Raw genomic sequence first — 21,762 nt, 5'->3', positions numbered from 1 at the left:
AGGGGTTGCTCAGTAAGCTCAAAAAAACTGACACTTTATAATAATAACCCTTATTTTAATAAAAATTTAAATAATGTGACTGTAGCCATTCCCAACAAAGTCATTGCAATACTACCTATAACATGAATAGATACTGCAGCTCCTGCCCATAATATACGGCCCTGTTGAAGTAACGTTGTTACCTCTGCCGAGAAAGTAGAGAATGTCGATAATCCACCTAAAAAGCCAGTGATAATAAATAATTTCCATTCAGGTGCAATAGTGGGATTATTCATAAAAATGACAAGGAATAAACCTATTAAGTAGCCAGCTAACAAATTGGCCACTAATGTGCCTGGAGGAATAGTAGGAAAGCATGAGTTTAAAAATAGTCCAAAAAACCAACGTAGTATGGCACCTAACCCTCCGCCAAGACCTATAATTAAAGCAGCTTTCAACATTAACTTATCTCCAGTAATAATTTTTCATTAGGATACTGATAACAACCTACTCTGTATCCTATTGGACAAACAGTAGACATCATTAGCCAAAAAGGCGGTTATAGGAGGAATACCATCTCCTATCAAGAACTAATAGAACAAACCAACGCGCCTAAAATACACGTTCTTTTTATTATTTTCCATATATCATCAGTTTAATGGTATTTATTATACAATTTTTTTAATCAAACAAACGCCCTTTAGCCTATCTTAGTAATTAAGATGCTATTTATTATTTTTATTGAAGGTATTTTTAAAATGCACACTTATACAAGTATGCATTTTTAGTAGAAGAACTCTATTTTTCTAAACTCGCAGTTAACTGCTTTATATTGCTTTCTACTCTAGCCCTAAGCTTTTGACCAGGGTGGAAGGTAACTACTCGTCTTGCAGTAATTGGAACTTCCTCGCCAGTGCGTGGATTACGTCCTGGTCTTTCGTTTTTATTACGTAGCTCAAAATTACCAAAACCTGATAACTTAACAGATATATTATTAGCAAGAGACTCTTTCATTTCTTCAAAAAAATCTTCAACTAATTGTTTTGCTTCCTGTTTCGTCAAGTTTAGCTCGTTAATCAAGCGCTCGGCCATTTCCGCTTTGGTTAAAGTACTCATATTTTTTTACTTCCTCAACGTAGCGTTAAACTGCTCTTCTAATACAGCTATGATATTTTGTAAGAAAGTATTGATTTCATCATCAGTTAAAGTACGCTCAGGATGTTGCCAAGTAAGGCTCACAGCTATACTCTTTTGATTATCATCAATGCCTTTTCCCTGATAAACATCAAATAGTTGTACACTTGTTAAATACTCACCTGCTGCCGTCTTAATAGTTGCCATACATTTTTCTGCTATTAATGATTTGTCTACTAAAATAGCCAAATCGCGACTGACTTCAGGGAAACGGGATAATTCTCTAAATTTTGGTAAATTTCCCAGTTTCATTTTACTTAGTGATAGTTCAAATAAGTAAACTGGAATATCTATATCCAGCATTTTTGCCAATTCTGGATGAAGTGCACCAATATAACCAACATCTTGACCATCACGGACTATTATAGCACTTTGTCCAGGATGTAGGGCAGTATGTTGGTGTGGAATAAATTGATATTGATCTAAAGCACCAGCCAAGCCTAAAACAGCCTCAACATCGCCTTTAATATCATAAAAATCAACAACTTCCTTAGCATTTGCCCAACCTGATGGCAAACGACTCCCCATAATTAATCCAGCTATCATATCTTCTTGTACTAACTGAGGTAGTTGACCTTCAAAGCGTAAGCCAATTTCAAAGATACGAACTCGATTTTGTTGACGATTCAAATTATGCTGTAATGTCTTAATAAGACCTGGCCATAAGGATACCCTCATAGCAGACATATCATTAGAAATCGGATTAGCCAACATTAACGGTTCATGTTCTGGATTAAACAATTTAAATAATTTAGGATCTATAAAACTATAGGTAATACTTTCCTGATAGCCCCTCGCTACCAATAAATCTCGTAGTGATTTTTTATTAACTTCAGCTTCTTGTTTATTAGCATGTGGTGCTAAACGAGCTTGTGGATAACGTACCGGTAAACGATTATAACCATACAAACGAGCAATTTCTTCAATTAAATCTTCTTCAATAGCTAGATCATAACGATAGCTAGGTACTGTTACTTGCCATATACCTTCGGCTTTGACTTGTAATGTTACCCCTAAAGGCTTAAGTAATTGCTCTACCTCTTGATTAGTCAGCTCAATACCTAATACTTTCTCAATACGCTCAGCACGTAATGTTACGCTATTAATGGTTGGTAAATTCTGCTCACTTACCGCTTCAACAATAGGTCCTGCTTCACCACCAATAATTTCTAATAAAAGAGTGGTTGCACGCTCCATAGCAGGACGAGCTAATTGCCAATCAACACCACGTTCATAACGCTGTGAGGCATCAGTATGTAAACCATAAGAACGTGCTTTACCTGCAATAGTAATAATATCAAAGAATGCAGACTCTAATAATAAATCCTTAGTTTTATTACTAATACCACTGTGTTCTCCCCCCATTACTCCTGCAATAGCCAAAGGCTTAGTATGATCGGCAATAACCAATGTATCATTACGTAATTTTACTTGTTGCTCATTCAGTAATGTTAACTGTTCATCTTCATACGCCATACGTACTACAATACCCTGATCTATTTCGGCTAGATCAAACGCATGCATAGGTTGGCCTAATTCAATCATTACATAGTTGGTCACATCCACTACCGCATCAATACTACGGATACCTGAGCGACGTAAACGCTCTACCATCCACATAGGGGTTGGTTTAGTCACATCTACATTACGAATAATACGTCCTAAATAGCGTGGGCATCCATTAGTATTCATTACATCAATACTAATTTGATCATTAATTGTAGACGCTACTGTATGTGTATCAAACTCTGCAACAGGTGTGTTATACAATGCACCTACTTCACGTGCTATACCACGCATAGATAAGCAATCACCACGATTAGGCGTTAAATCAACCTCAATCACAATATCATCAAGGCTTAAATATTCGCGGAAATCTTTACCTACAGGTGCATCTACTGGCAACTCCATCAATCCAGCATGGTCCTCACTCACACCAAGTTCTTTGGCAGAACAAAGCATACCATTAGATTCTATACCACGTAATTTAGCTTTTTTAATAGAAAAATCACCGGGTAATTTAGCACCAAGTAATGCGAAAGGTACTTTCAAACCTTGTCTAGCATTAGGCGCACCACAAACTACTTGCAACGTTTCAGTACCATTGGTTACCTGACATACACGTAATTTATCTGCGTCAGGATGCTGTTCAATACTAACAATCTCACCGACCACAACACCAGTGAACTGCTGTGCAACAGGCTCAACACTATCTACTTCTAGACCAGCCATTGATAAACGAGCAATTAAATCGTCTTGAGAGACATTAGGGTTTACTAAACTACGAAGCCAATTTTCACTAAATTTCATACTGTTCTCCTTTATTCAACTAATAATTAACGAAATTGCGATAAAAATCGTAAATCGTTATCGAAGAACAGGCGTAAATCATTAACGCCATAACGTAACATAGCTAATCGCTCAGCTCCCATACCAAAAGCAAATCCTGAATACTTCTCTGGATCAACCCCCGACATCTTCAATACATTAGGATGCACCATGCCACACCCCATTACCTCTAACCAGCCTGTTTGCTTACAAACACGACAACCTTTGCCACTACACATCACACATTGAATATCTACTTCTGCTGAAGGCTCTGTAAATGGAAAAAAAGATGGACGGAAACGTACTGCAAACTCTTTCTCGAAGAATACTCTTAGAAACTCTTCAATGGTTCCTTTTAAATCTGCAAAACTTATATCTGTATCAACCAATAATCCCTCTACTTGATGGAACATAGGGGAATGTGTCATATCTGAGTCACTACGGTAAACACGGCCAGGACAAACCACACGAATAGGCGGCTGTTTCGCTTCCATGGTTCTTACTTGCACAGGCGAAGTATGAGTACGTAATAACATGTTAGCATTAAAATAGAAGGTATCATGCATTGTTCTGGCTGGATGGTGACCAGGAATATTTAATGCTTCAAAGTTATGATAATCATCTTCTACTTCAGGGCCTTCTTCAACACTATAACCAATATTAGTGAAGAAACTCTCAATACGCTCTAAAGTACGAGTAATTGGGTGAATACTCCCCGTAGCTTGTCCTCTACCAGGTAAAGTTACATCGATTTGTTCTGCTGTTAATTTTTTATTCAGTGCGGCTTGCTCTAAAGTATCCTTTTGAGCATTTAATGCTAACTGTACTTTTTCTTTTGCTGAATTAATTAATGCCCCTACCTTAGGGCGATCTTCAGGCGATAAATCACCCAAAGTTTTCATTACTTGCGTTAACTCGCCTTTCTTACCTAAATACTGTACTCTTAATTGCTCCACAGCATTTACATCATCAGTTACTGCTATTGCTTGTAAAGCTTTAGCCACTAACCCATCCAGATTTTCCATCCACTAAGCTCCAGACATATTAAAATGAAAAAAATAAGGGGAAAAGTATAACACCTTTCCCCTTTTTGATAACACTTTTATCAGCAATGAAAATTAGATTATCACTGCTTTTAGTTATCCAATAAAAAATAAGGGGAAAGTAATTACTTTCCCCCTATGGTTTATATATTCACATTTAGCATTTCATGCGGAACTAAGATGCTTAAGTCTATTTGTTACTCTCCAGTAACCATTACGCATGTTTTGCCATAAAATGGATATATACCATTAGAAGAATAATCTACTGTTGATACTTTTCTGATGCCCGCATTTTGTTTCGCTGATAAAATAGAAGCATCACCTGAAGCATAGAGTCCTAAAACGTTTTTAGCGCAAGATGTACCAGATTTTGAGCCAACAGCATTATCAGTGGCTGTAATTGGTCCTTTCACATCTGTTATGAAACCAAAGCCAACTGGCGACATATTACCAGCACAACCTGTTAATAAAATCGCCAACCCCATTAAACCAACTATCTTTTTCATGATTTATATTTCCTAATCTGTTAATGAGAAAACTGGTTTTTAGTGAGTAAAGACCAGATGGCTACTATTAAAGCTGAAATAAAATAGGAAACAAGAGAAGTTAGCTAAAAGTCGAAGGGGTTTTAATACTTATGTAGAATAATCAGAAGACAGTTTTTATCAATATAAACAATCATTTAGACATCATTACTTTCACTATTAACAACAACTAATCTCCCCCTCCACCACAACTGCTACAAGAACTACTACTGTCAGATGAGATGTTATCGTCATATTTAGTGTTATTAGTGCTCGTCGACTCACTCTCTCGGTAATTATTTTTATTATTATAAGAGCCTCCACCACAGCTCGAACAGCTTGAACAACCTGTAGCTGCGTTATTGTCATTTGGTTTTTTTCTATACAAACGAGCTTGTGCCAAAAACTCCTCTAATGTATAACTAAAACCTTGTGGAATATTTAATACATCATCTATTTGAAATAACATAGGAAATGTATCAACCATCATTAAATTTCCTTTGTTTTCTAACTGGCAAGCATATACCCATGTAATATATAGCTGGTCATTTATTTTTTGCTTTCTTTGATAAGTTACACTCGCATCAGCAGAGTTATGATGTAAATAAAACCCAAAACACTCCATACAAAAAGCCATGTAAATTCGACTGTCTAAAATAAACACATGCCATAAATCATCCACTACCCTTGATGGCATACCCCATACAGGTTTAGCTAGTTTTTGAAGCTCATTATCATGGGTTGCAGTTAATACAACAATAAAATAGCTCTTTAATTGATTAATAACTTGTGTTACTGCTGCATCATCTAATTGGGGATAATGTTTACGGAAAGAATTCAGAACATTTTCAGTAAAAGCATAATTATTTATTAATGCTAATCGCTGTTGAAAACTTATTTCTTTTAATTTATTCGCTTTATACTTAGCTTTTTTTAACTTAACATTTTGAATAATAACAATAAAAACAACAACAATAACAACTATCCATAATATAACCATTGACCCCATTAATTATTATCCCTTAAACAAGTTTTTGATTAATTATTTTAAGCCTGATGGTGTTGCCAATGGAAAAAGACGATAAAAATTGGCCGTTGTCATCTCTGCAAAAGCTTCAAAAGGCATATTTCTTAATTCAGCGATAAAGCTTGCTACTTCTTTTACATATTCAGGTAAGTTAGATTTACCACGATAAGGTATAGGTGCTAAATAAGGCGAATCTGTTTCAACTAATAATCGATCATTAGGTACTTTTTTTGCCACCTCTCGCAACATATCTGCATTACGAAATGTCACAATACCTGATAAGGAGATATAGTAACCTAAATCCAAAGCTGCCTTAGCCATTTCCCAATCCTCAGTAAAACAATGCAGTACACCTGCTTGGGGTAAAGCTGTTTGTTTTAATATATCTAAGGTTAGTTTTTTTGCTTCTCGGGTATGAATAATAACAGGCTTGGCTGTTTGGTGTGCTGCTTCTAAGTGAAGCTCAAAGGAGGCTTGCTGTTCTTTAGCTGTTTCTGCTTGATAGTGAAAATCAAGCCCAGTCTCACCGATGGCCACTACTTTAGGATGATCAAGTGCTTGTAACAACCAAGCTAAGCTAACTGGCTGCTTATCTGTCAAATCTAAGGGATGAATACCCACGGAACAATATACGTCAGCATACTTTTCAGCAATTGCTTGAACGGTAGAGGTATTATCTTTACTAACACCAATGGTTAAGAACTGCTTGACACCTTTATCTCTAGCTTGCTGAAGAACTGTATCTAATCCCCCTGCTACAGCTTCTAACTTTAAATAATCAAGGTGACAATGAGAGTCAACTAAATACGGCATAACTTCTTATAATAACTAAAGATTACATGGTAAAGGTAGGTTGTGTATTACCTTCTAGTAAACCTGCTAAATATTTTAAGATTTTTTCTTTCGCTTTAGCTGAATCAGCAGGTGAGAATTGAATACCAACACCTTGCACTCGAGAACCTTGATTTACAGGAGAAATCCATACTACTTTACCTGTAACAGGGATTTTTTCCTCTTCATCAATCAAATCAATTAATAGAAAAACCTCATCACCTAGATTATGCTTTTTATGGGTTCTCACAAATAGCCCACCATCAGTAACAAACGGCATATAAGAAGCATATAAGATATTCTTATTAGGAATACTTACATTAATAATGCTATTACCACCCATACTTAATGCCATAACTGCATCCTCTTTCTATTAATGGCTTTATTTTACCTTGTTGTCAGTAAATTAATCCAGTCAATCAAAATACTTTCTACTAACAATACCCTATTTAAATTAGCTTTAGCCAATACTTTTTGCCTTTCTTGCAATAACTTTGCTTGTAATTGACTAATGCTTTCTAAAGAAGCCTTATCGGCCAAATAACTTAACACCTTTTGCATATCAGCCATTCCTAAAGTATTAATATCTTTAGTGGCTTGATAACATAAAATACAATGTAACCACTCACAAAACCAGTTAAATAATAACAATAATGGAATATCATTCCAACTTTCAGCTACTTGACTAGCTACTAACTGATGTTTTAGTAATTTTTTTATATCTTCAACTACTTGCTGACGTTGCTCTAATACACCTTGTTGATAAAGTTCTACAGCATAAAGAGGTGCAAAACCTGCTAATGCCAATAATTGCATCAATTGCTCAGAATCTATAGCGGTTAATTGCTGCTGCATCCACTGCACTGCTGCTTGCTGATCAGGTGTAGGACATAATTGCTGAATACAGCGACTTTTAATAGTTGGCAATAACTGCCCTACTTGATGACTAACTAAAATAAGCCGACTATTACCTGCTGGCTCTTCGAGACTTTTTAACAACGCATTAGCAGCATTTAAGTTTAATGCCTCTGCAGGTTCAATTAATACAACTTTACAAGGTGATATCTGAGGTGTTTGATTGATAAAGTCAATTAACATACGAACTTGATCGACTTTAATAAACTCAGACTCTTCTGGCATTAACCAAAAAATATCAGGATGTGCGCCACTACTTGCCAGTAAATGACAACTTTTACAATGACCACAAGGTTGTTTATTATTAGGTGTAAGACATAGCGAATAATAGGCTAAACGTTCAGCAAATTGCTGTTTACCAATACCTTTTTTACCATGTAATAAATAAGCGTGAGCAGGTTTAGGGTTTCCTACCATCTGTTGCCATAAAGTTTGTTGCCAAGGTAGCAACTCATTCAACATTTAAACGTTCCCAAATTTCGATAAAACAAGCATCAATTTGCAATTGTACATTTTCTATGTTTTGGCTTGCATCAATTACTCGGTAAATTTCTGGGTATTGCTCAGCTCGTCGCCAATAGGCAGCACGTACCGCTTCAAAAAAAGTTAAGCTTTCTTGCTCAAATCGATCTAAACCATCCCTTGATTTAATTACACGAGAAAGCCCTATTGTCGCATCAACATCAAATAATAATGTTAAGTCTGGTCGTAAAGTGCCTTGTACCACACGTTCCAACAATATAATTTTATTTTCGTCAATGCCCCTACCACCACCTTGATAGGCATAAGTTGCATCAGTAAAACGATCACAAATAACAGTTTTACCTTCCTTAAGGGCGGGTAAAATTACTTGTTGTAAATGTTCTGCTCGAGCAGCAAATATTAATAATAGCTCTGTGTCAACAGCCATGCCTTTAAATCTAGGATCAATTAATATATCACGCACCCTTTCAGATAGTAATGTACCACCTGGTTCTCTGGTTACTAAGACGGGATAACCAACTTCCTCCAAACGATTAGCAAGATAGTAAATATTAGTTGATTTTCCAGCGCCCTCAGGCCCTTCAAAAGTAATAAATATTCCTGACATTATTTAGACTCACTTGGTGGAGGACTAGAACGATAATCAGTTCGACGATTCAACTGATATTTTCGAACAGCCCTTTGATGTTCTGTCAAATTCTCTGAAAATTCGTGACTACCATCTCCTTTGGCAACAAAATATAAGAACTTACCATCTGCAGGATGCAATGCTGCATGAATTGCCTTACGACTCACCATAGCAATGGGTGTTGGCGGCAAACCAGATATTACATAAGTATTATAAGGTGTTTCGCGCTTTAAGTCAGCACGCGTAATTCTACCCCTATAATTATCCCCCATTCCATAAATAACGGTTGGATCAGTTTGCAATAACATATTTTTTTGTAGACGTCTTACAAATACACCAGCAATTTGTGGACGCTCTTCAGGTACACCTGTTTCTCTTTCAATAATTGAAGCCATAATCAATGCTTGATAAGCATTTTCATAAGGTAAATCATCTGCTTTATTTTCCCATTCCTCATCAAGTACTTTTACAAGGCGCTTATGTGCTTGCTTCAATAAACTAAGGTCTGTATCACCTCGCATATACACATAGGTATCAGCAAAAAACTGCCCCTCAGGATGTTTTCCAGTCTCACCTAGAGTATCCATAATTTGCTCATCAGACATTGCTGCTATGGATTGCTTTAAAGCCTCTTGCTTAGCCAGTGCACGGCGTACTTGTTTAAAACTCCAACCATCCACTAAAGTAACTCGATAAAGAATTACATCTCCTTTTAGCCAAATGGCAATAAGAGCTTGTATATCCATACCTGGTGTTAAACGATACTCACCCGCATGAATAGTTTTTCCTTGATTTTCTAAACGCCAATACAACTTAAGAAAAAAGGCATCTTTAATATAGCCCTTTTGCTCTAATTGATTAAACATCACATTAGGTGTCGCCCCCACAGGAACCACTATTGTCTGCTCAGAGGAAATCAGCAATGGCTGCTGTAAGGCATTGTTATATTTCCAATACCCTACACCAACCACAGAACCACTTAATAGAATAAGTACAGCAACAACAATTAGGAATATCCGCATTATTTATTAACTACACCACTTAAGAAAAACGGCGGAAGATTAAGCTTCCATTAGTGCCGCCAAAACCAAATGAGTTAGACAGGACAGTATCAATAGTTACAGATCTTGCTTCAGCAGGTACAAAATCTAAATCACAATCTTCACCAGGTTCTTCTAAATTAATGGTTGGAGGAACTATTTGATCGCGAATAGTTAACACACTAAATACTGCCTCAATAGCTCCAGCTGCGCCTAATAAATGTCCTGTCATCGATTTAGTAGAACTTACAGGAATTTTATAAGCGGTATCACCAAAAATAGATTTAACTGCTTTTACTTCTGCTAAATCGCCTACAGGTGTTGAAGTACCATGTGCATTAATATAACTAATTTGATCTGCATTCAATTTTGCATCTCTAAGTGCATTCTTGATACAGGTGGCAGCACCTTTACCATCTGTAGTAGGCGCTGTCATATGATAAGCATCGCCGCTAAAACCTGCACCGACTAACTCTGCGTAAATTTTTGCACCGCGTGCTTTAGCATGTTCTAATTCTTCTAATACTAGAACACCTGCACCATCTCCTAATACAAAGCCGTCTCTATCTTTATCCCAAGGACGGCTCGCATGAATAGGATCATCATTACGTGTAGACAAGGCACGGCATGCAGAAAAACCAGCTAAACCAATACCACAGGTAGCTTTTTCTGCACCACCTGCTAGCATTACATCAGCTTCACCATGAATAATATTACGTGCAGCCATACCAATACTGTGCGTACCAGAAGCACAAGCTGTTGCAATAGCATAGTTAGGACCATGTACACCCAGATTAATTGATAATAGACCAGAAGCCATATTAATAATTGCGCCTGGTACGAAAAAGGGAGAAACCCGACGTGGACCTTGTTCTGCTAACGCTTTACAGTTTGCTTCAATATTAGGTAAACCACCAATACCAGAACCAATCACTACCCCAATACGGTCTCTATTTTCATCAGTCACTTCTAAACCTGAATCCAACATAGCTTGCATACCTGCTACTACACCATATTGAATAAAAACATCCATTTTTCTAGCTTCTTTTATGGATAAATGAGGTTCTACAGAAAAGTTTTTAACAGGTGCGCCAAAACGAGTAGCAAAATTGGAAATATCAAAATCTACATCAGTAAGCATCTCTACGCCATTTTTACCTGCTACGATATTTTGCCAACTGCTAGTAACATCATTTCCTACAGGACACACTATGCCAAGGCCAGTAATAACAACTCGTCTTTGCGACACTGCTTTCTCCTTAATTACACTATTCTTTATTCAAATGGGTTATTTTAACCAATTAGAACGCAATAACAAAATTATACTAAATATTAGAACATATTTTTTTTGAGTTAATACAGTGATAAATCTGTTATTTAATAATAGTAATAACTGATTTATTTAAATAGCATTATAAAACAAAAAGCCGTACACCCAAAGATGTACGGCTTTTTTCAAAGCAAAGGCGAAAAATTACTCTTCGATATTTGCAGAAATATAATCTACAGCATCTTGTACAGTAGTAATTTTTTCAGCTTGCTCATCAGGAATCTCTAATTCAAACTCTTCTTCCAGAGCCATTACCAGCTCAACATTATCAAGAGAGTCTGCACCTAGATCTTCAATGAAAGAAGCATTGTTGGTAACCTCTTCTTCTTTAACATCAAGTTGTTCAGCTACAATTTTCTTGACGCGTTCTTCAATGGTGCTCATACCTTGTTTTCACTCCTAAGTTGGATAATTTGGCTCTGGGCCACTTGCTAATTTTATAGAAAGGTAATTACTTTTATCAAGTAATATTTCAAAAACCTTTCAAAAAAACACCTAGAGAAAAATCCCCTAAGTTAATCTTACTATTTTACGATAATCTACACTATTTTGGTAGATATGAATCAACTCATATACATGCCGCCATTCACAGGAATGGTCGCACCTGTAATATAAGCTGCTGAATCAGAGGCTAAGAAAGCTACCGTTTCAGCAATCTCTTTAGCTTGCCCTAAACGACCAAGCGGAATTTGGGTTAATAAAGCTTCGCGTTGTGCTTCTGGTAATTCTCGCGTCATATCAGTATCAATAAAACCTGGTGCTACTGCATTAACAGTTACTGAACGTGAACCAAGTTCACGCGCTAAAGCACGGGTAAAACCTTCTAAACCAGCCTTGGCTGCTGCATAGTTAGCTTGGCCGACATTACCCATTGCACCTACTACTGAACCAATGCTAATGATACGTCCCCAACGGGCTTTAGTCATTCCTCTTAATACACCTTTGGAAAGACGATAAAGACTATTTAAGTTGGTATCTATTACATCATACCACTCTTCGTCTTTCATACGCATCATTAAATTGTCGCGGGTAATACCTGCATTATTAACTAAAATTTGTGGTGCACCAAACTCTTTAGTGATATTAGATAACACTTCTTCCACTGATTTTTCATCAGTCACATTAAGTGCCATACCAACACCTGCAATATTATTTTCTTTTAAATATTGGGTGATTTTTTCTGCACCTGATGCGGTGGTAGCTGTACCAATAACGGTTGCACCTTTTGCACCTAACTCTAATGCAATGGCTTGACCAATACCACGACTCGCACCTGTTACTAAAGCAGTTTTACCTGATAAACTCATCTATTTATTCCTATGATTGTAAAGCAATTAAAGTAGCATTAAATGCATCCGTTGTTTCTAATGCATAATTATCTAACTCTTTAACGCACCGTTTATTTAAACCACCAAGCACTTTACCTGGCCCACACTCTACTAGTGTAGTTACACCCAGTTTAGCTAGCACTTGTACAGATTCTACCCAACGCACAGGGCTATAAAGTTGTGCTAAAAGATTTTCTTTAAGTGTTTGTAAATCGCGACTTACATCAGCCGTCACATTCTGTACAATGGCAATATTAGGATTTTTCCAAGAGGCTGCCGTTAATGCTGCTGCAAACTCTTCTGCTGCTGGACGCATTAAATCACAATGAGAAGGAACACTAACAGGTAATGGCAAAGCTCTCTTAGCGCCTTTAGCCTTACACATTTCAATAGCTCTATTTACTGCTTCTGTATTACCCGCAATAACTACTTGGCCTGGTGCATTAAAATTAACCGCACTAACCACTTGACCTTGTGCCGCTTCAACACATGCTGCTTTAACCTCATCATCAGTTAAGCCTAAGATTGCTGCCATCGCACCTTGTCCTGCTGGCACAGCTTTTTGCATTAGTTGACCACGTAATTCAACTAATTTTACCGCCTCTACAAAAGGTAAACTTTCAGCGGCAACTAACGCAGAGTACTCACCTAAACTATGACCAGCCACATAAGAAGGAATTATATTTGACTGCTTCCGCCATAATTTCCATAAGGCAACAGATGCAGTCAAAATCGCAGGCTGTGTTTTATCTGTCTGGTCTAATAGATCTTTAGGCCCTTCTTGTACTAGCTGCCAAAGATCATAACCTAAAGCATCAGAAGCTTCTTTAAAAGTATCTTGAATAATTGTATGTTCTTTTGCAATATCAGCTAACATTCCAATTGCTTGCGAGCCTTGTCCAGGAAAAACAAACGCAGAAACAACAGACATAAATAACTATCCCGATTAATTTAATTAATAATTTTCGTAATAAACTTTTGTATCTTACAATAAGATGAATACTATAAAAACAAATTTTAATTACTTATCTTTTACTTTACAACCAACTATAGACCTCAACCCCTGATCTATAAGTATTTTTTTACTATCAACTTATTTTTTCTGTTCAGCGCCTTCAGATTTTGGTTTTTCTATTTTAATAGCCTCTGCCTCTTTAGCTAATTGGTCATAATCAAAATCTGTATCATAAAGCTTTAAGCTATTTTCTGATAACACAACCCTAATATCTCTATTCCAGTTTGGTAACTCAGCAGGTGGAAAAGGTACTACTCTCTCTAAATTAGGAAATATCAAATTAGCATTACCTCTTACCTCTTCATTTCTTCCTTGCTCTTTACGAACAGCATCACGATGTATATAAACAGAGTTTTTAGCGTTTTGCAGTACAGTTATACGCTCTAGAAACTCTTTTCCAAAGAATGCCTTACCATATTGTTGTTTATAATAATTTTCTTTATTAGCAAAACTAGCTATCGCATTATAATTACCTGCTTTAGTAGCTTGATAGAGGTATTTAAAAGAATCTATCAATTCTGCCTCTGTAGAAGCATCATCTTCTAACACATTAGCTTTTTTTAACAGTGCTAGAGCTGTTCCACGCTTTTGCTTTACAGCACAATCCAATAGAGCTGTAGCATCTTTTGTACGACCAACGCTAACAAAAATATCATACATATCAGAAAGCGCATCAGGATTATTTAATTTTGCTGCTTCAAACAAATAAACAGAGGCTGGAATAGCCGCATTTCTAAACTCAGGCATACCATTTAGTTTATATTGACCCATAGCATAAAAAGCACCAGGAACATTCTTTTGTAATAACTCATCAATATAAGCCCTAGCCTTTTTAGGATCATATTCCGTGTAATAACTATTCGAGTTTTTTAAATATAAACTAGCCATTAACAATTTAGCTTGCCAATGTCCCATTTCTGCAGACTTATTAGCCAAAATAAACATTTGCTGATAATGGTCTGTGTCATTTTGACCAAGAATTTTCATCGCTACTTGATAATAGAGATCTGCTCGAGCATCTTCTGGTAAAACAGGAATATTCTCTGACTCATCACCACAAGCAGGAAGATCTACCGATAAAAAATTAATTTCTTTATGTTTAGCATTTAAGTCAAGTGCAAATGCTGTAGTATTAACAGTTAATAATCCTACTAATAAACATTTTAACACACCATACTTTAACTTGTTAATTTGCATAGTTTAATCTCAAATGTAACCAAAGCCTATTTTTTAATATCTAGAATTATTTATTCTCAACAGCAAACTATTCACTATTACATTAACTTAATATTACTACTTATATGAGTCATTATACTGTAAAAAATATACTACACAATAAATAGCAAAATACTTATAAGAACCATCATCAATAGGATATTAGTTTTTATTAATGTGGCTGCAACAATACATCTTTAAGTAAAAGACTAATTTGCTGGGATAAACGTGCTTGTAAATCTTCATTTACTTCCATATAGGCATGATGTAAGGCTGTTTGAAAAGCGGCACTATCTGCTGCACCATGACTTTTAATTACAACCCCCTGCAAACCAAGAAAACTAGCACCATTATAGCGTTCAGGAGAAAAGTCTTTACGCAATCCCCTGAGCATTGGTAGAAACATAATAAGTCCTTTTAACCTACCTAACCAACTGGTTTTAAAACGATTATCTAAACGATTTGCCAGTAATTTCAATACACCCTCACTGGACTTTAATAGCACATTACCTACAAAACCATCACATACCACAACATCTGCATCACCACGATAAACGCTATCGCCTTCCACAAAACCAATATAATTCAACTTGTTTTGTGATTCCAATAATTGGGTAGCTTGTTTTACCTGCTGATTGCCTTTGATATTTTCAATACCTATATTTAATAAGGCAACTTTAGGTTTTTCAACGCCTAGCACTTCAGCTGCCACAGAGCCCATAACTGCAAATTGAAATAATTGCTCTGCACTGCAATCAACATTCGCACCTAAGTCTAACAAATAACATCCTTTATTTGCTTGTGTAGGCAAGCAACACATCATAGCTGGCCGATCAATACCAGGTATTGTCTTTAAAGTAAACCGTGCTAATGCCATTAATGCCCCTGTATTACCTGCACTAACACAAGCATTTGCTTTACCATCACGCACTAGCTCTAAACTCACCCGCATAGAAGAGTTAGGTTTTGATCTTAAAGCAACAGTAACAGGATCATCCATAGTTACAATTTCCGTTGCATCAACAATCTCTAATTTCGAATGAATAGAATGAGAAGATGGAGGTAACAGTGGTGTAATAACAGCTGATTGGCCAACAAGGATAAGTTTTAAAGAAGGGTTTTGTTCTAAATAAGAGAGACAAGCAGGAACTGTACAGGAGGGGCCAAAATCCCCTCCCATTACATCAACAGCGATGACTGGTGTAGTCAAATTTATTCGTCGAATTCTTGATCTTCAACGATAACTTGACGTCCACGATAAACACCACTTGGTGTTACATGGTGACGTAAGTGCATTTCACCTGTTGTTTTCTCAACAGATAATGCATTTGATTTTAATGCATCGTGAGAACGGCGCATATTGCGAGCCGAACGTGATTTTTTGTTCTGTTGAACAGCCATAATTCATTAACTCCTAAGCTTTGGGGTCACGCTTTAACTGCGCCAGAACACTGAATGGGTTTGACCTAGTAACCTCACTCTCAATCGGTTCGGGCTTATCAAGCACTACCGGTTGCTGGCATTCATCTAACTCATGTATTGGAATAATAGGAAGCGCTAATAATAACTCATCCTCTATCAATACTTTCAAGTCAAAAGGATCTTTTGTCCCTAATTCAAGGGCATCATATCCTTCTGGCAACATTATTTCTCCACGCTCACTACTCATAAACATATAATTATAAGTATCAGTTGTAGAGAAAGTCATCAAATCTAAACAACGTTGGCAAATCAATTGCACCTTAGCATCAAGCATAACAGACATTAATGCTTGCTGTTGTTCCCCACGTTTAAAAACCACTTTAACATAAATATTAACTTCATTAGAAGCTAAGGCTTCATGCAGCCGTGGTAAATCAGTCAAAGAAATATTACCCTCATAAGTAACATTCCGATCAACCAATTTATAGGGTTCAATATAATGTGGAATTGGGCCATTTGACATAGGGGCGGTATTTTATGGTTGTTCAGTCTATCTGTCAAAGGAAATTGTATATAAAATGCAATAATTGCTACAATTTATTTTTTCTTACTGAGACACGTTATGTCACCAATTATTCTGGCATCGAGTTCAAGCTATCGCCAACAGCTGTTACAACGTTTAAAAATAGATTTTCAAGCTATTAGTCCCAATATAGATGAAACTCCATTATTAAATGAAACACCTACAGAAATGACTAAAAGATTAGCTATTAGTAAAGCAAAAGCACTCGCGAACCAATACCCTAATCATCTAATTATAGGATCAGATGAGGTAGCTTGTTTAGAAAACAAAATAATGGGCAAACCTCACCATTTTGATCAAGCTTTTAAACAATTAAAAATGGCCAGTGGCAAAACTGTTGTTTTTCACACAGGCCTAGCCCTTCTTAACAGTAAAACAGGTAGCTTACAAGTAGACAGTATTCCCTTTTATGTGCATTTTAGAGAATTGTCTGATGATGCAATTAAAAGGTATTTAGAAATCGAACAACCTTTCGACTGTGCAGGTAGTATCAAGGCAGAAGGATTGGGTATTTGCTTTTTTAAGGGAATGGAAGGTTCCGATATAACCAGTTTAATGGGGCTGCCATTAATTCGTTTAGTTGACATGTTGCAAAAAGAACAATTATTTATTCCTTAATCTTATTTATTGAGTTGCTATAACATACTATTTTTTATAAATTGCCTACTGTTTATTAAAAATATAATAAGGAAATATAAAATGAAAAAACTACTTATTTCAAGCCTATTACTTACAAGCTTTATATTAACAGGATGTGGTGACAAAGAAGATGCAACTGAAGGTATACAAAAAGTAGCCATCGTACAAGGCATGAAAACTATCAGTTTATTTAAAACCCAATTAGCCATTTACTATACAGAACATCAAGAATGCAATAGTAATGCTATTAGTAGTGGTGACAGAGCCTTAACCAAAATTCATTATGTACAAGATGTGATTAGTAATGATCAATGCCAAGTTGTTTTAACCTTTAAAAATGATAAGACCATTCCTGACTTATCTGGCAAACAAATTATTCTTACATTATTACCAACCAACCATACACATAACTGGAAATGTACCTCTACTATTACTAGGAAAGATTTATTACCTAACGACTGTATTTAAACTATTCAATATAATATCCTTAATTATACAAACTTATAATTAAGGGTAATTGTCAATTATAAAAAAATACTTAAATCGCTAATAATTATTATAATTACCAATATAAATCGTTTGATTTTAACGTTACAATATACGCTATCTACAATATTGCTCCCCATATTGGAAACTATCATGCCTATTCATGAAATTTGCCACCCACTTATTCGCCATAAAATTGGTCTAATGCGTCGTAGAGATATTAGTACCAAGCACTTTAGAGAATTAGCTCAAGAAATCGCTGCCCTGCTAACTTATGAAGCAACCAAAGATATGCCACTTGAACCCTGCCATATTGAAGGTTGGAATGGTAATAAAATAACTGTAGATAAAATAGCAGGTAAAAAAATAACTGTAGTTCCTATCTTAAGGGCTGGCATAGGTATGCTTGATGGGGTATTAGGCCTTATTCCCAGTGCCAAAGTAAGTGTTATTGGTTTAGTTCGTAATGAAGAAACTTTAAAACCTGATACCTATCTTGAAAAACTAGCTTATGAAATTGATCAACGTAATGCACTAATTATTGATCCTATGTTAGCCACTGGCGGCTCTATGATTGCCACCATTGATATGCTAAAGGCCGCTGGCTGTAGAGAAATTAGAGCATTAGTATTAGTGGCAGCACCAGAAGGAATTGCAGCCCTAGAAAAAGCTCATCCTGATGTCGTTGTTTACACCGCATCCATTGACTCACATTTGAACGAAAAAGGTTATATTATTCCAGGCCTAGGCGATGCAGGAGATAAGATTTTTGGAACTCACCAAAAAGATATTTAAGTTTATTCCATCTGTAACTACAACATTATGAACCTATCCTCTATAAGAGTCGTATTAGTTGCTACTACCCATGCTGGTAATATTGGCGCGACAGCTAGAGCCATGAAAAACATGGGATTAAAGCAACTTTTTTTAGTTAATCCAAAACATTCCTTACCCCACCCTGATGCCACAGCTCGTGCATCAGGGGCTGATGATATCCTACAAACAGCTCAACTAGTTGATAACTTAGAGGATGCATTAATCGGTTGTAGCTTAGTGTTAGGAACAAGTGCTAGAGATCGGCAAATTCCTTGGCCTATTTTAGATCCCAAAGAAGCCGCTACGCTTAGTATAGAAACAACACAACAGCAGCAACAAGTTGCCTTAGTCTTTGGACGTGAGCACGCTGGGCTTACTAACGAAGAACTACAACGTTGTGACTATCATGTACATATTCCAGCTGATGATAGTTTTTCTTCACTAAATGTAGCGGCAGCTGTACAAGTGTTGACGTATGAGCTAAGAATGGCATGGTTGCAAGCACAAAAACAACCTACCAAAATGCAAAAACAAGAAACCACCTTGGAACAAAATAACTTACCTTGTACTCATGAAGAACTAGAACTATTTTATCAGCACTTGGAAAAAACCCTGATAGCTGTTAACTTTCTTGATCCAAACCGTCCAAGACATTTAATGACGCGTTTACGTCGTTTATATAGCAAAGCTCAGATCACTAAATTGGAAATGAATATTCTGCGTGGTATCTTAACTGAGACATTAAAATCAACCCAAAATAATCAATAGTTATTAGAGAATTATCCATGGCAAATATACTAAAAAATGAAAAACTGATGTTGCTTGGCTTTATTGTCGCCATTATTGCTTATAGTATTGAACATACCTTAATAGCTAATGGTCGAGCACTAGCCCTTATTGCAGCCGCGGTATTGATTATGGTGATTATTGGTGTTGCCATTCGTGTTGCCCACCATGCCGAAGTCATTGCTGAAAAAATAGGTGAACCTTATGGCACAATGGTGCTAACACTATCAGCCGTATTAGTAGAAGTTATTATCTTAGTAATTATGATGAGCCATGATGGCTCCTCACCCACCCTAGCCAGAGACACCATCTATGCAGCCATTATGCTAGACATGAATGGTATTATTGGTTTAGCTGCTTTACTAGGTGGCCTACGCCATGGCGAACAGGCGTACAATGATGATTCAGGCAAAGTCTATGTAGTAATGATTATGACTGCTGTTGGTATCTCTATGTTAGTGCCTGAATTTCTACCTGAAGATAAATGGACTTATTACTCTATCTTTACTATAGGCATAATGATTGTTCTTTATACCCTCTTTTTAAAAATGCAAACAGGGCGCCATAGTTACTTTTTCCACTATAACTATATAGAGAAACATAAAAAAGATCAGCAGGCAGAGCATCACTCGGTAGCAGGTAGCATTAAATCAGCAATAATTTTACTTTTAGTGGGCATTATTTTAACGGGTGCTTTAGCAGAGGTAATGTCAGTTATCCTTAACGTAGGTGTAGAGGGTATGGATATACCACCTATTATGTTAGGTTTAGTTGTTGCTACTATTTCAGCCAGCCCTGAAATTTTAACTGCACTCCGTGCCGCCCTCGCCAATAGAATGCAACCTGTTATTAATATTGCATTAGGTGCTACGCTTTCTACGGTTATTCTTACTATTCCAGTAGTTGAAGCAGTGGCCTTATTAACAGGGCAACAAATCACCATGGGATTAACCATCCCCCAAACTGTAATGGTATTTCTTACCCTTATTGTTGCTGCAGTTAATTTAAATGATGGAGAAACTAATGCCATTGAAGGTATGACACACTTTGTGTTGTTTGCTACCTTTATTATGCTTTCCGTTCTTGGTTTATAAATTATTAGGGATTTATTCAGCACATTAAATACTGGATAAATCCAATTTCTTTTTTATTCTCTTAGCTTAAAAATAATTTATTTTGTTATTCATATTTATCATTAATTTTACCCACAAAAGCTGTGGATAACTTTGTTGATAACAGTTTTAAAAAAGCATCTATATCAGCTAAACACTCACTTCCCTATAAAATGATTAAAAAATAACAAAAATATAATTTATTAAAAATCAATAACTTATATAAATAAATATTTTCAACAATTATACTTGACAAAACAAACCCTGTATTTTCAAGTCATGTGAATAAATCAAGTTATTTAAACTTCTATTTTAGTCTAAAAAACAATAACTATATTACTTATTATCTTATTTTATTATAAACATCTATTTACTAATCAAGTATCATGCTCCTCTTTATACTATCTATAATACAATTATGTAAAAATTGCTGTGATGAAGAGTAAACTATGGCAAAAGATGATGATATCTCATTATTTAGAGCGGAAATGAAAGGTGTCAAACCTATCAAATACGATAAAGCTGATATTTCTAAAAAAACGAAAGATAAATTACAAATAAAAACATTAAAAGAAAATGCAGCCAATACACTCACTAAAGAAAATATTATTGATGGCTTATCTGACCAATTTGTTATCGATGTTGAGCCTGAAGAATTTCTTTATTGGGCAAATAATGGTGTGCAAGAGTCACAAATGCGTCGCCTAAAAGCAGGACAAATCCCCTTTGCAGGTAGCATTGATCTACACGGCCTAACAGTAGATCAATCCCGAAAATTACTATGGGAATTTTTAGACGAAGCTACCAAACTAGAAATACGCTGTGTCCGAGTGACACATGGCAAAGCTTTACGCAAAGATAAATCAAAACCCATTATCAAAAGTTATATTAACACCTGGTTACGGCAACATCCCCAAATACTTGGCTTTTGCTCTTGCCAACCTAAACATGGCGGTACTGGTGCTGTTTATATTATATTAAAACGTACCATGCTCGAAGGTCGCGATGAATAATAAAACACTATTAATCATTGCTTAT

The 21,762-nt window shown here is 36.1% G+C and carries 25 protein-coding genes and 1 riboswitch; of the genes, 6 read left to right on the top strand and 19 right to left on the bottom strand.

All coding sequences use genetic code 11. From position 1 onward, the window contains the following. Positions 1-50 precede the first annotated feature (50 nt). The 19 genes from crcB to ACQVD9_RS07715 form a co-directional block, all read right to left on the bottom strand. A complete protein-coding gene (gene crcB / locus ACQVD9_RS07805; RefSeq protein ID WP_264745490.1) occupies positions 51-440 on the bottom strand; it encodes a fluoride efflux transporter CrcB in 390 nt (129 codons plus the stop codon). 66 nt (positions 441-506) lie between these two features. Then, positions 507-569, bottom strand: a riboswitch (Fluoride riboswitch). Positions 570-777: 208 nt separating this feature from the next. Beyond that, positions 778-1,095, bottom strand: a complete 318-nt coding sequence (locus tag ACQVD9_RS07800; RefSeq protein ID WP_264745489.1) for an integration host factor subunit alpha — start codon at positions 1,093-1,095, stop codon at positions 778-780. A 6-nt stretch (positions 1,096-1,101) separates the two neighbouring features. Beyond that, complete coding sequence (gene pheT, locus ACQVD9_RS07795; RefSeq protein ID WP_264745488.1) at positions 1,102-3,483, bottom strand: phenylalanine--tRNA ligase subunit beta; 2,382 nt, start codon at positions 3,481-3,483, stop codon at positions 1,102-1,104. Positions 3,484-3,509: 26 nt separating this feature from the next. Beyond that, the gene (gene pheS, locus ACQVD9_RS07790; RefSeq protein WP_264745487.1) at positions 3,510-4,526 is read right to left on the bottom strand and encodes a phenylalanine--tRNA ligase subunit alpha; all 1,017 of its coding nucleotides are present in this window, start codon (positions 4,524-4,526) and stop codon (positions 3,510-3,512) included. 215 nt (positions 4,527-4,741) lie between these two features. Next, the gene (locus tag ACQVD9_RS07785) at positions 4,742-5,050 is read right to left on the bottom strand and encodes a TRL-like family protein (protein ID WP_264745486.1); all 309 of its coding nucleotides are present in this window, start codon (positions 5,048-5,050) and stop codon (positions 4,742-4,744) included. A 208-nt stretch (positions 5,051-5,258) separates the two neighbouring features. Next, complete coding sequence (locus tag ACQVD9_RS07780; protein WP_264745485.1) at positions 5,259-6,077, bottom strand: UCP032817 domain-containing protein; 819 nt, start codon at positions 6,075-6,077, stop codon at positions 5,259-5,261. A 33-nt stretch (positions 6,078-6,110) separates the two neighbouring features. After that, positions 6,111-6,908: a TatD family hydrolase gene (locus ACQVD9_RS07775; protein WP_264745484.1), complete on the bottom strand. Its 798-nt coding sequence runs from the start codon at positions 6,906-6,908 to the stop codon at positions 6,111-6,113. A gap of 22 nt (positions 6,909-6,930) precedes the next feature. Next, a complete protein-coding gene (locus tag ACQVD9_RS07770) occupies positions 6,931-7,281 on the bottom strand; it encodes a PilZ domain-containing protein (RefSeq protein ID WP_264745483.1) in 351 nt (116 codons plus the stop codon). Positions 7,282-7,313: 32 nt separating this feature from the next. Beyond that, a complete protein-coding gene (locus ACQVD9_RS07765; RefSeq protein ID WP_264747871.1) occupies positions 7,314-8,300 on the bottom strand; it encodes a DNA polymerase III subunit delta' in 987 nt (328 codons plus the stop codon). Then, on the bottom strand, positions 8,293-8,931 hold the full coding sequence (gene tmk, locus ACQVD9_RS07760; protein ID WP_264745482.1) for a dTMP kinase: 639 nt from the start codon (positions 8,929-8,931) through the stop codon (positions 8,293-8,295). The genes ACQVD9_RS07765 and tmk overlap by 8 nt, the downstream gene beginning before the upstream one ends. Next, the gene (gene mltG, locus ACQVD9_RS07755; RefSeq protein WP_264745481.1) at positions 8,931-9,974 is read right to left on the bottom strand and encodes an endolytic transglycosylase MltG; all 1,044 of its coding nucleotides are present in this window, start codon (positions 9,972-9,974) and stop codon (positions 8,931-8,933) included. Before mltG ends, tmk begins: the two co-directional genes overlap by 1 nt. A gap of 19 nt (positions 9,975-9,993) precedes the next feature. Beyond that, entirely contained in the window at positions 9,994-11,241 is a 1,248-nt protein-coding gene (gene fabF / locus ACQVD9_RS07750; protein ID WP_264745480.1) for a beta-ketoacyl-ACP synthase II, read from the bottom strand. 225 nt (positions 11,242-11,466) lie between these two features. After that, positions 11,467-11,706: an acyl carrier protein gene (gene acpP / locus ACQVD9_RS07745; protein WP_201090405.1), complete on the bottom strand. Its 240-nt coding sequence runs from the start codon at positions 11,704-11,706 to the stop codon at positions 11,467-11,469. 179 nt (positions 11,707-11,885) lie between these two features. Next, positions 11,886-12,629, bottom strand: coding sequence for a 3-oxoacyl-ACP reductase FabG (gene fabG / locus ACQVD9_RS07740; protein ID WP_264745479.1), 744 nt, complete (start codon positions 12,627-12,629; stop codon positions 11,886-11,888). Positions 12,630-12,639: 10 nt separating this feature from the next. Then, entirely contained in the window at positions 12,640-13,581 is a 942-nt protein-coding gene (fabD, locus tag ACQVD9_RS07735) for an ACP S-malonyltransferase (protein ID WP_264745478.1), read from the bottom strand. Between the two features lie 162 nt (positions 13,582-13,743). Continuing rightward, a complete protein-coding gene (locus ACQVD9_RS07730) occupies positions 13,744-14,862 on the bottom strand; it encodes an SEL1-like repeat protein (RefSeq protein ID WP_264745477.1) in 1,119 nt (372 codons plus the stop codon). Between the two features lie 190 nt (positions 14,863-15,052). After that, a complete protein-coding gene (gene plsX, locus ACQVD9_RS07725; protein ID WP_264745476.1) occupies positions 15,053-16,090 on the bottom strand; it encodes a phosphate acyltransferase PlsX in 1,038 nt (345 codons plus the stop codon). Between the two features lie 2 nt (positions 16,091-16,092). After that, on the bottom strand, positions 16,093-16,281 hold the full coding sequence (gene rpmF / locus ACQVD9_RS07720) for a 50S ribosomal protein L32 (RefSeq protein WP_264745475.1): 189 nt from the start codon (positions 16,279-16,281) through the stop codon (positions 16,093-16,095). Positions 16,282-16,294: 13 nt separating this feature from the next. Then, a complete protein-coding gene (locus ACQVD9_RS07715) occupies positions 16,295-16,825 on the bottom strand; it encodes a YceD family protein (RefSeq protein ID WP_264745474.1) in 531 nt (176 codons plus the stop codon). A 99-nt stretch (positions 16,826-16,924) separates the two neighbouring features. Between ACQVD9_RS07715 and ACQVD9_RS07710 the strand changes: the two genes are divergently transcribed. The 6 genes from ACQVD9_RS07710 (at position 16,925) to ACQVD9_RS07685 (ending at position 21,737) form a co-directional block, all read left to right on the top strand. Then, positions 16,925-17,503 carry a Maf family protein gene (locus ACQVD9_RS07710; protein WP_264745473.1) on the top strand — a complete coding sequence of 193 codons (579 nt, stop codon included), beginning with the start codon at positions 16,925-16,927 and terminating at the stop codon, positions 17,501-17,503. A gap of 81 nt (positions 17,504-17,584) precedes the next feature. Continuing rightward, on the top strand, positions 17,585-17,992 hold the full coding sequence (locus ACQVD9_RS07705) for a pilin (RefSeq protein ID WP_264745472.1): 408 nt from the start codon (positions 17,585-17,587) through the stop codon (positions 17,990-17,992). A gap of 171 nt (positions 17,993-18,163) precedes the next feature. Next, entirely contained in the window at positions 18,164-18,805 is a 642-nt protein-coding gene (gene upp, locus ACQVD9_RS07700; RefSeq protein ID WP_264745471.1) for a uracil phosphoribosyltransferase, read from the top strand. A 27-nt stretch (positions 18,806-18,832) separates the two neighbouring features. Continuing rightward, positions 18,833-19,594 (top strand): tRNA (cytosine(32)/uridine(32)-2'-O)-methyltransferase TrmJ, encoded by a 762-nt coding sequence (trmJ, locus tag ACQVD9_RS07695; protein WP_264745470.1) that lies wholly within the window; start codon positions 18,833-18,835, stop codon positions 19,592-19,594. Between the two features lie 17 nt (positions 19,595-19,611). Continuing rightward, positions 19,612-20,706 (top strand): calcium:cation antiporter, encoded by a 1,095-nt coding sequence (locus tag ACQVD9_RS07690; protein ID WP_264745469.1) that lies wholly within the window; start codon positions 19,612-19,614, stop codon positions 20,704-20,706. Positions 20,707-21,173: 467 nt separating this feature from the next. After that, a complete protein-coding gene (locus ACQVD9_RS07685; protein WP_264745468.1) occupies positions 21,174-21,737 on the top strand; it encodes a Smr/MutS family protein in 564 nt (187 codons plus the stop codon). The last annotated feature ends 25 nt before the right edge of the window (positions 21,738-21,762 follow it).

It is taken from the genome of Entomomonas sp. E7T21 (genome assembly GCF_058693955.1).
Note: the sequence above shows the minus strand (reverse complement) of the source record. Positions and strands in the feature narration are given on the sequence as shown.

Excerpts from the sequence above, each read along its gene's own strand:
- crcB (WP_264745490.1), bottom strand. The coding sequence starts at position 440 with ATGTTGAAAGCTGCTTTAATTATAGGTCTTGGCGGAGGGTTAGGTGCC.
- ACQVD9_RS07800 (WP_264745489.1), bottom strand. The coding sequence starts at position 1,095 with ATGAGTACTTTAACCAAAGCGGAAATGGCCGAGCGCTTGATTAACGAG.
- pheT (WP_264745488.1), bottom strand. The coding sequence starts at position 3,483 with ATGAAATTTAGTGAAAATTGGCTTCGTAGTTTAGTAAACCCTAATGTC.
- pheS (WP_264745487.1), bottom strand. The coding sequence starts at position 4,526 with ATGGAAAATCTGGATGGGTTAGTGGCTAAAGCTTTACAAGCAATAGCA.
- ACQVD9_RS07785 (WP_264745486.1), bottom strand. The coding sequence starts at position 5,050 with ATGAAAAAGATAGTTGGTTTAATGGGGTTGGCGATTTTATTAACAGGT.
- ACQVD9_RS07780 (WP_264745485.1), bottom strand. The coding sequence starts at position 6,077 with ATGGGGTCAATGGTTATATTATGGATAGTTGTTATTGTTGTTGTTTTT.
- ACQVD9_RS07775 (WP_264745484.1), bottom strand. The coding sequence starts at position 6,908 with ATGCCGTATTTAGTTGACTCTCATTGTCACCTTGATTATTTAAAGTTA.
- ACQVD9_RS07770 (WP_264745483.1), bottom strand. The coding sequence starts at position 7,281 with ATGGCATTAAGTATGGGTGGTAATAGCATTATTAATGTAAGTATTCCT.
- tmk (WP_264745482.1), bottom strand. The coding sequence starts at position 8,931 with ATGTCAGGAATATTTATTACTTTTGAAGGGCCTGAGGGCGCTGGAAAA.
- mltG (WP_264745481.1), bottom strand. The coding sequence starts at position 9,974 with ATGCGGATATTCCTAATTGTTGTTGCTGTACTTATTCTATTAAGTGGT.
- acpP (WP_201090405.1), bottom strand. The coding sequence starts at position 11,706 with ATGAGCACCATTGAAGAACGCGTCAAGAAAATTGTAGCTGAACAACTT.
- fabG (WP_264745479.1), bottom strand. The coding sequence starts at position 12,629 with ATGAGTTTATCAGGTAAAACTGCTTTAGTAACAGGTGCGAGTCGTGGT.
- fabD (WP_264745478.1), bottom strand. The coding sequence starts at position 13,581 with ATGTCTGTTGTTTCTGCGTTTGTTTTTCCTGGACAAGGCTCGCAAGCA.
- ACQVD9_RS07730 (WP_264745477.1), bottom strand. The coding sequence starts at position 14,862 with ATGCAAATTAACAAGTTAAAGTATGGTGTGTTAAAATGTTTATTAGTA.
- rpmF (WP_264745475.1), bottom strand. The coding sequence starts at position 16,281 with ATGGCTGTTCAACAGAACAAAAAATCACGTTCGGCTCGCAATATGCGC.
- ACQVD9_RS07715 (WP_264745474.1), bottom strand. The coding sequence starts at position 16,825 with ATGTCAAATGGCCCAATTCCACATTATATTGAACCCTATAAATTGGTT.
- ACQVD9_RS07710 (WP_264745473.1), top strand. The coding sequence starts at position 16,925 with ATGTCACCAATTATTCTGGCATCGAGTTCAAGCTATCGCCAACAGCTG.
- ACQVD9_RS07705 (WP_264745472.1), top strand. The coding sequence starts at position 17,585 with ATGAAAAAACTACTTATTTCAAGCCTATTACTTACAAGCTTTATATTA.
- upp (WP_264745471.1), top strand. The coding sequence starts at position 18,164 with ATGCCTATTCATGAAATTTGCCACCCACTTATTCGCCATAAAATTGGT.
- trmJ (WP_264745470.1), top strand. The coding sequence starts at position 18,833 with ATGAACCTATCCTCTATAAGAGTCGTATTAGTTGCTACTACCCATGCT.
- ACQVD9_RS07690 (WP_264745469.1), top strand. The coding sequence starts at position 19,612 with ATGGCAAATATACTAAAAAATGAAAAACTGATGTTGCTTGGCTTTATT.
- ACQVD9_RS07685 (WP_264745468.1), top strand. The coding sequence starts at position 21,174 with ATGGCAAAAGATGATGATATCTCATTATTTAGAGCGGAAATGAAAGGT.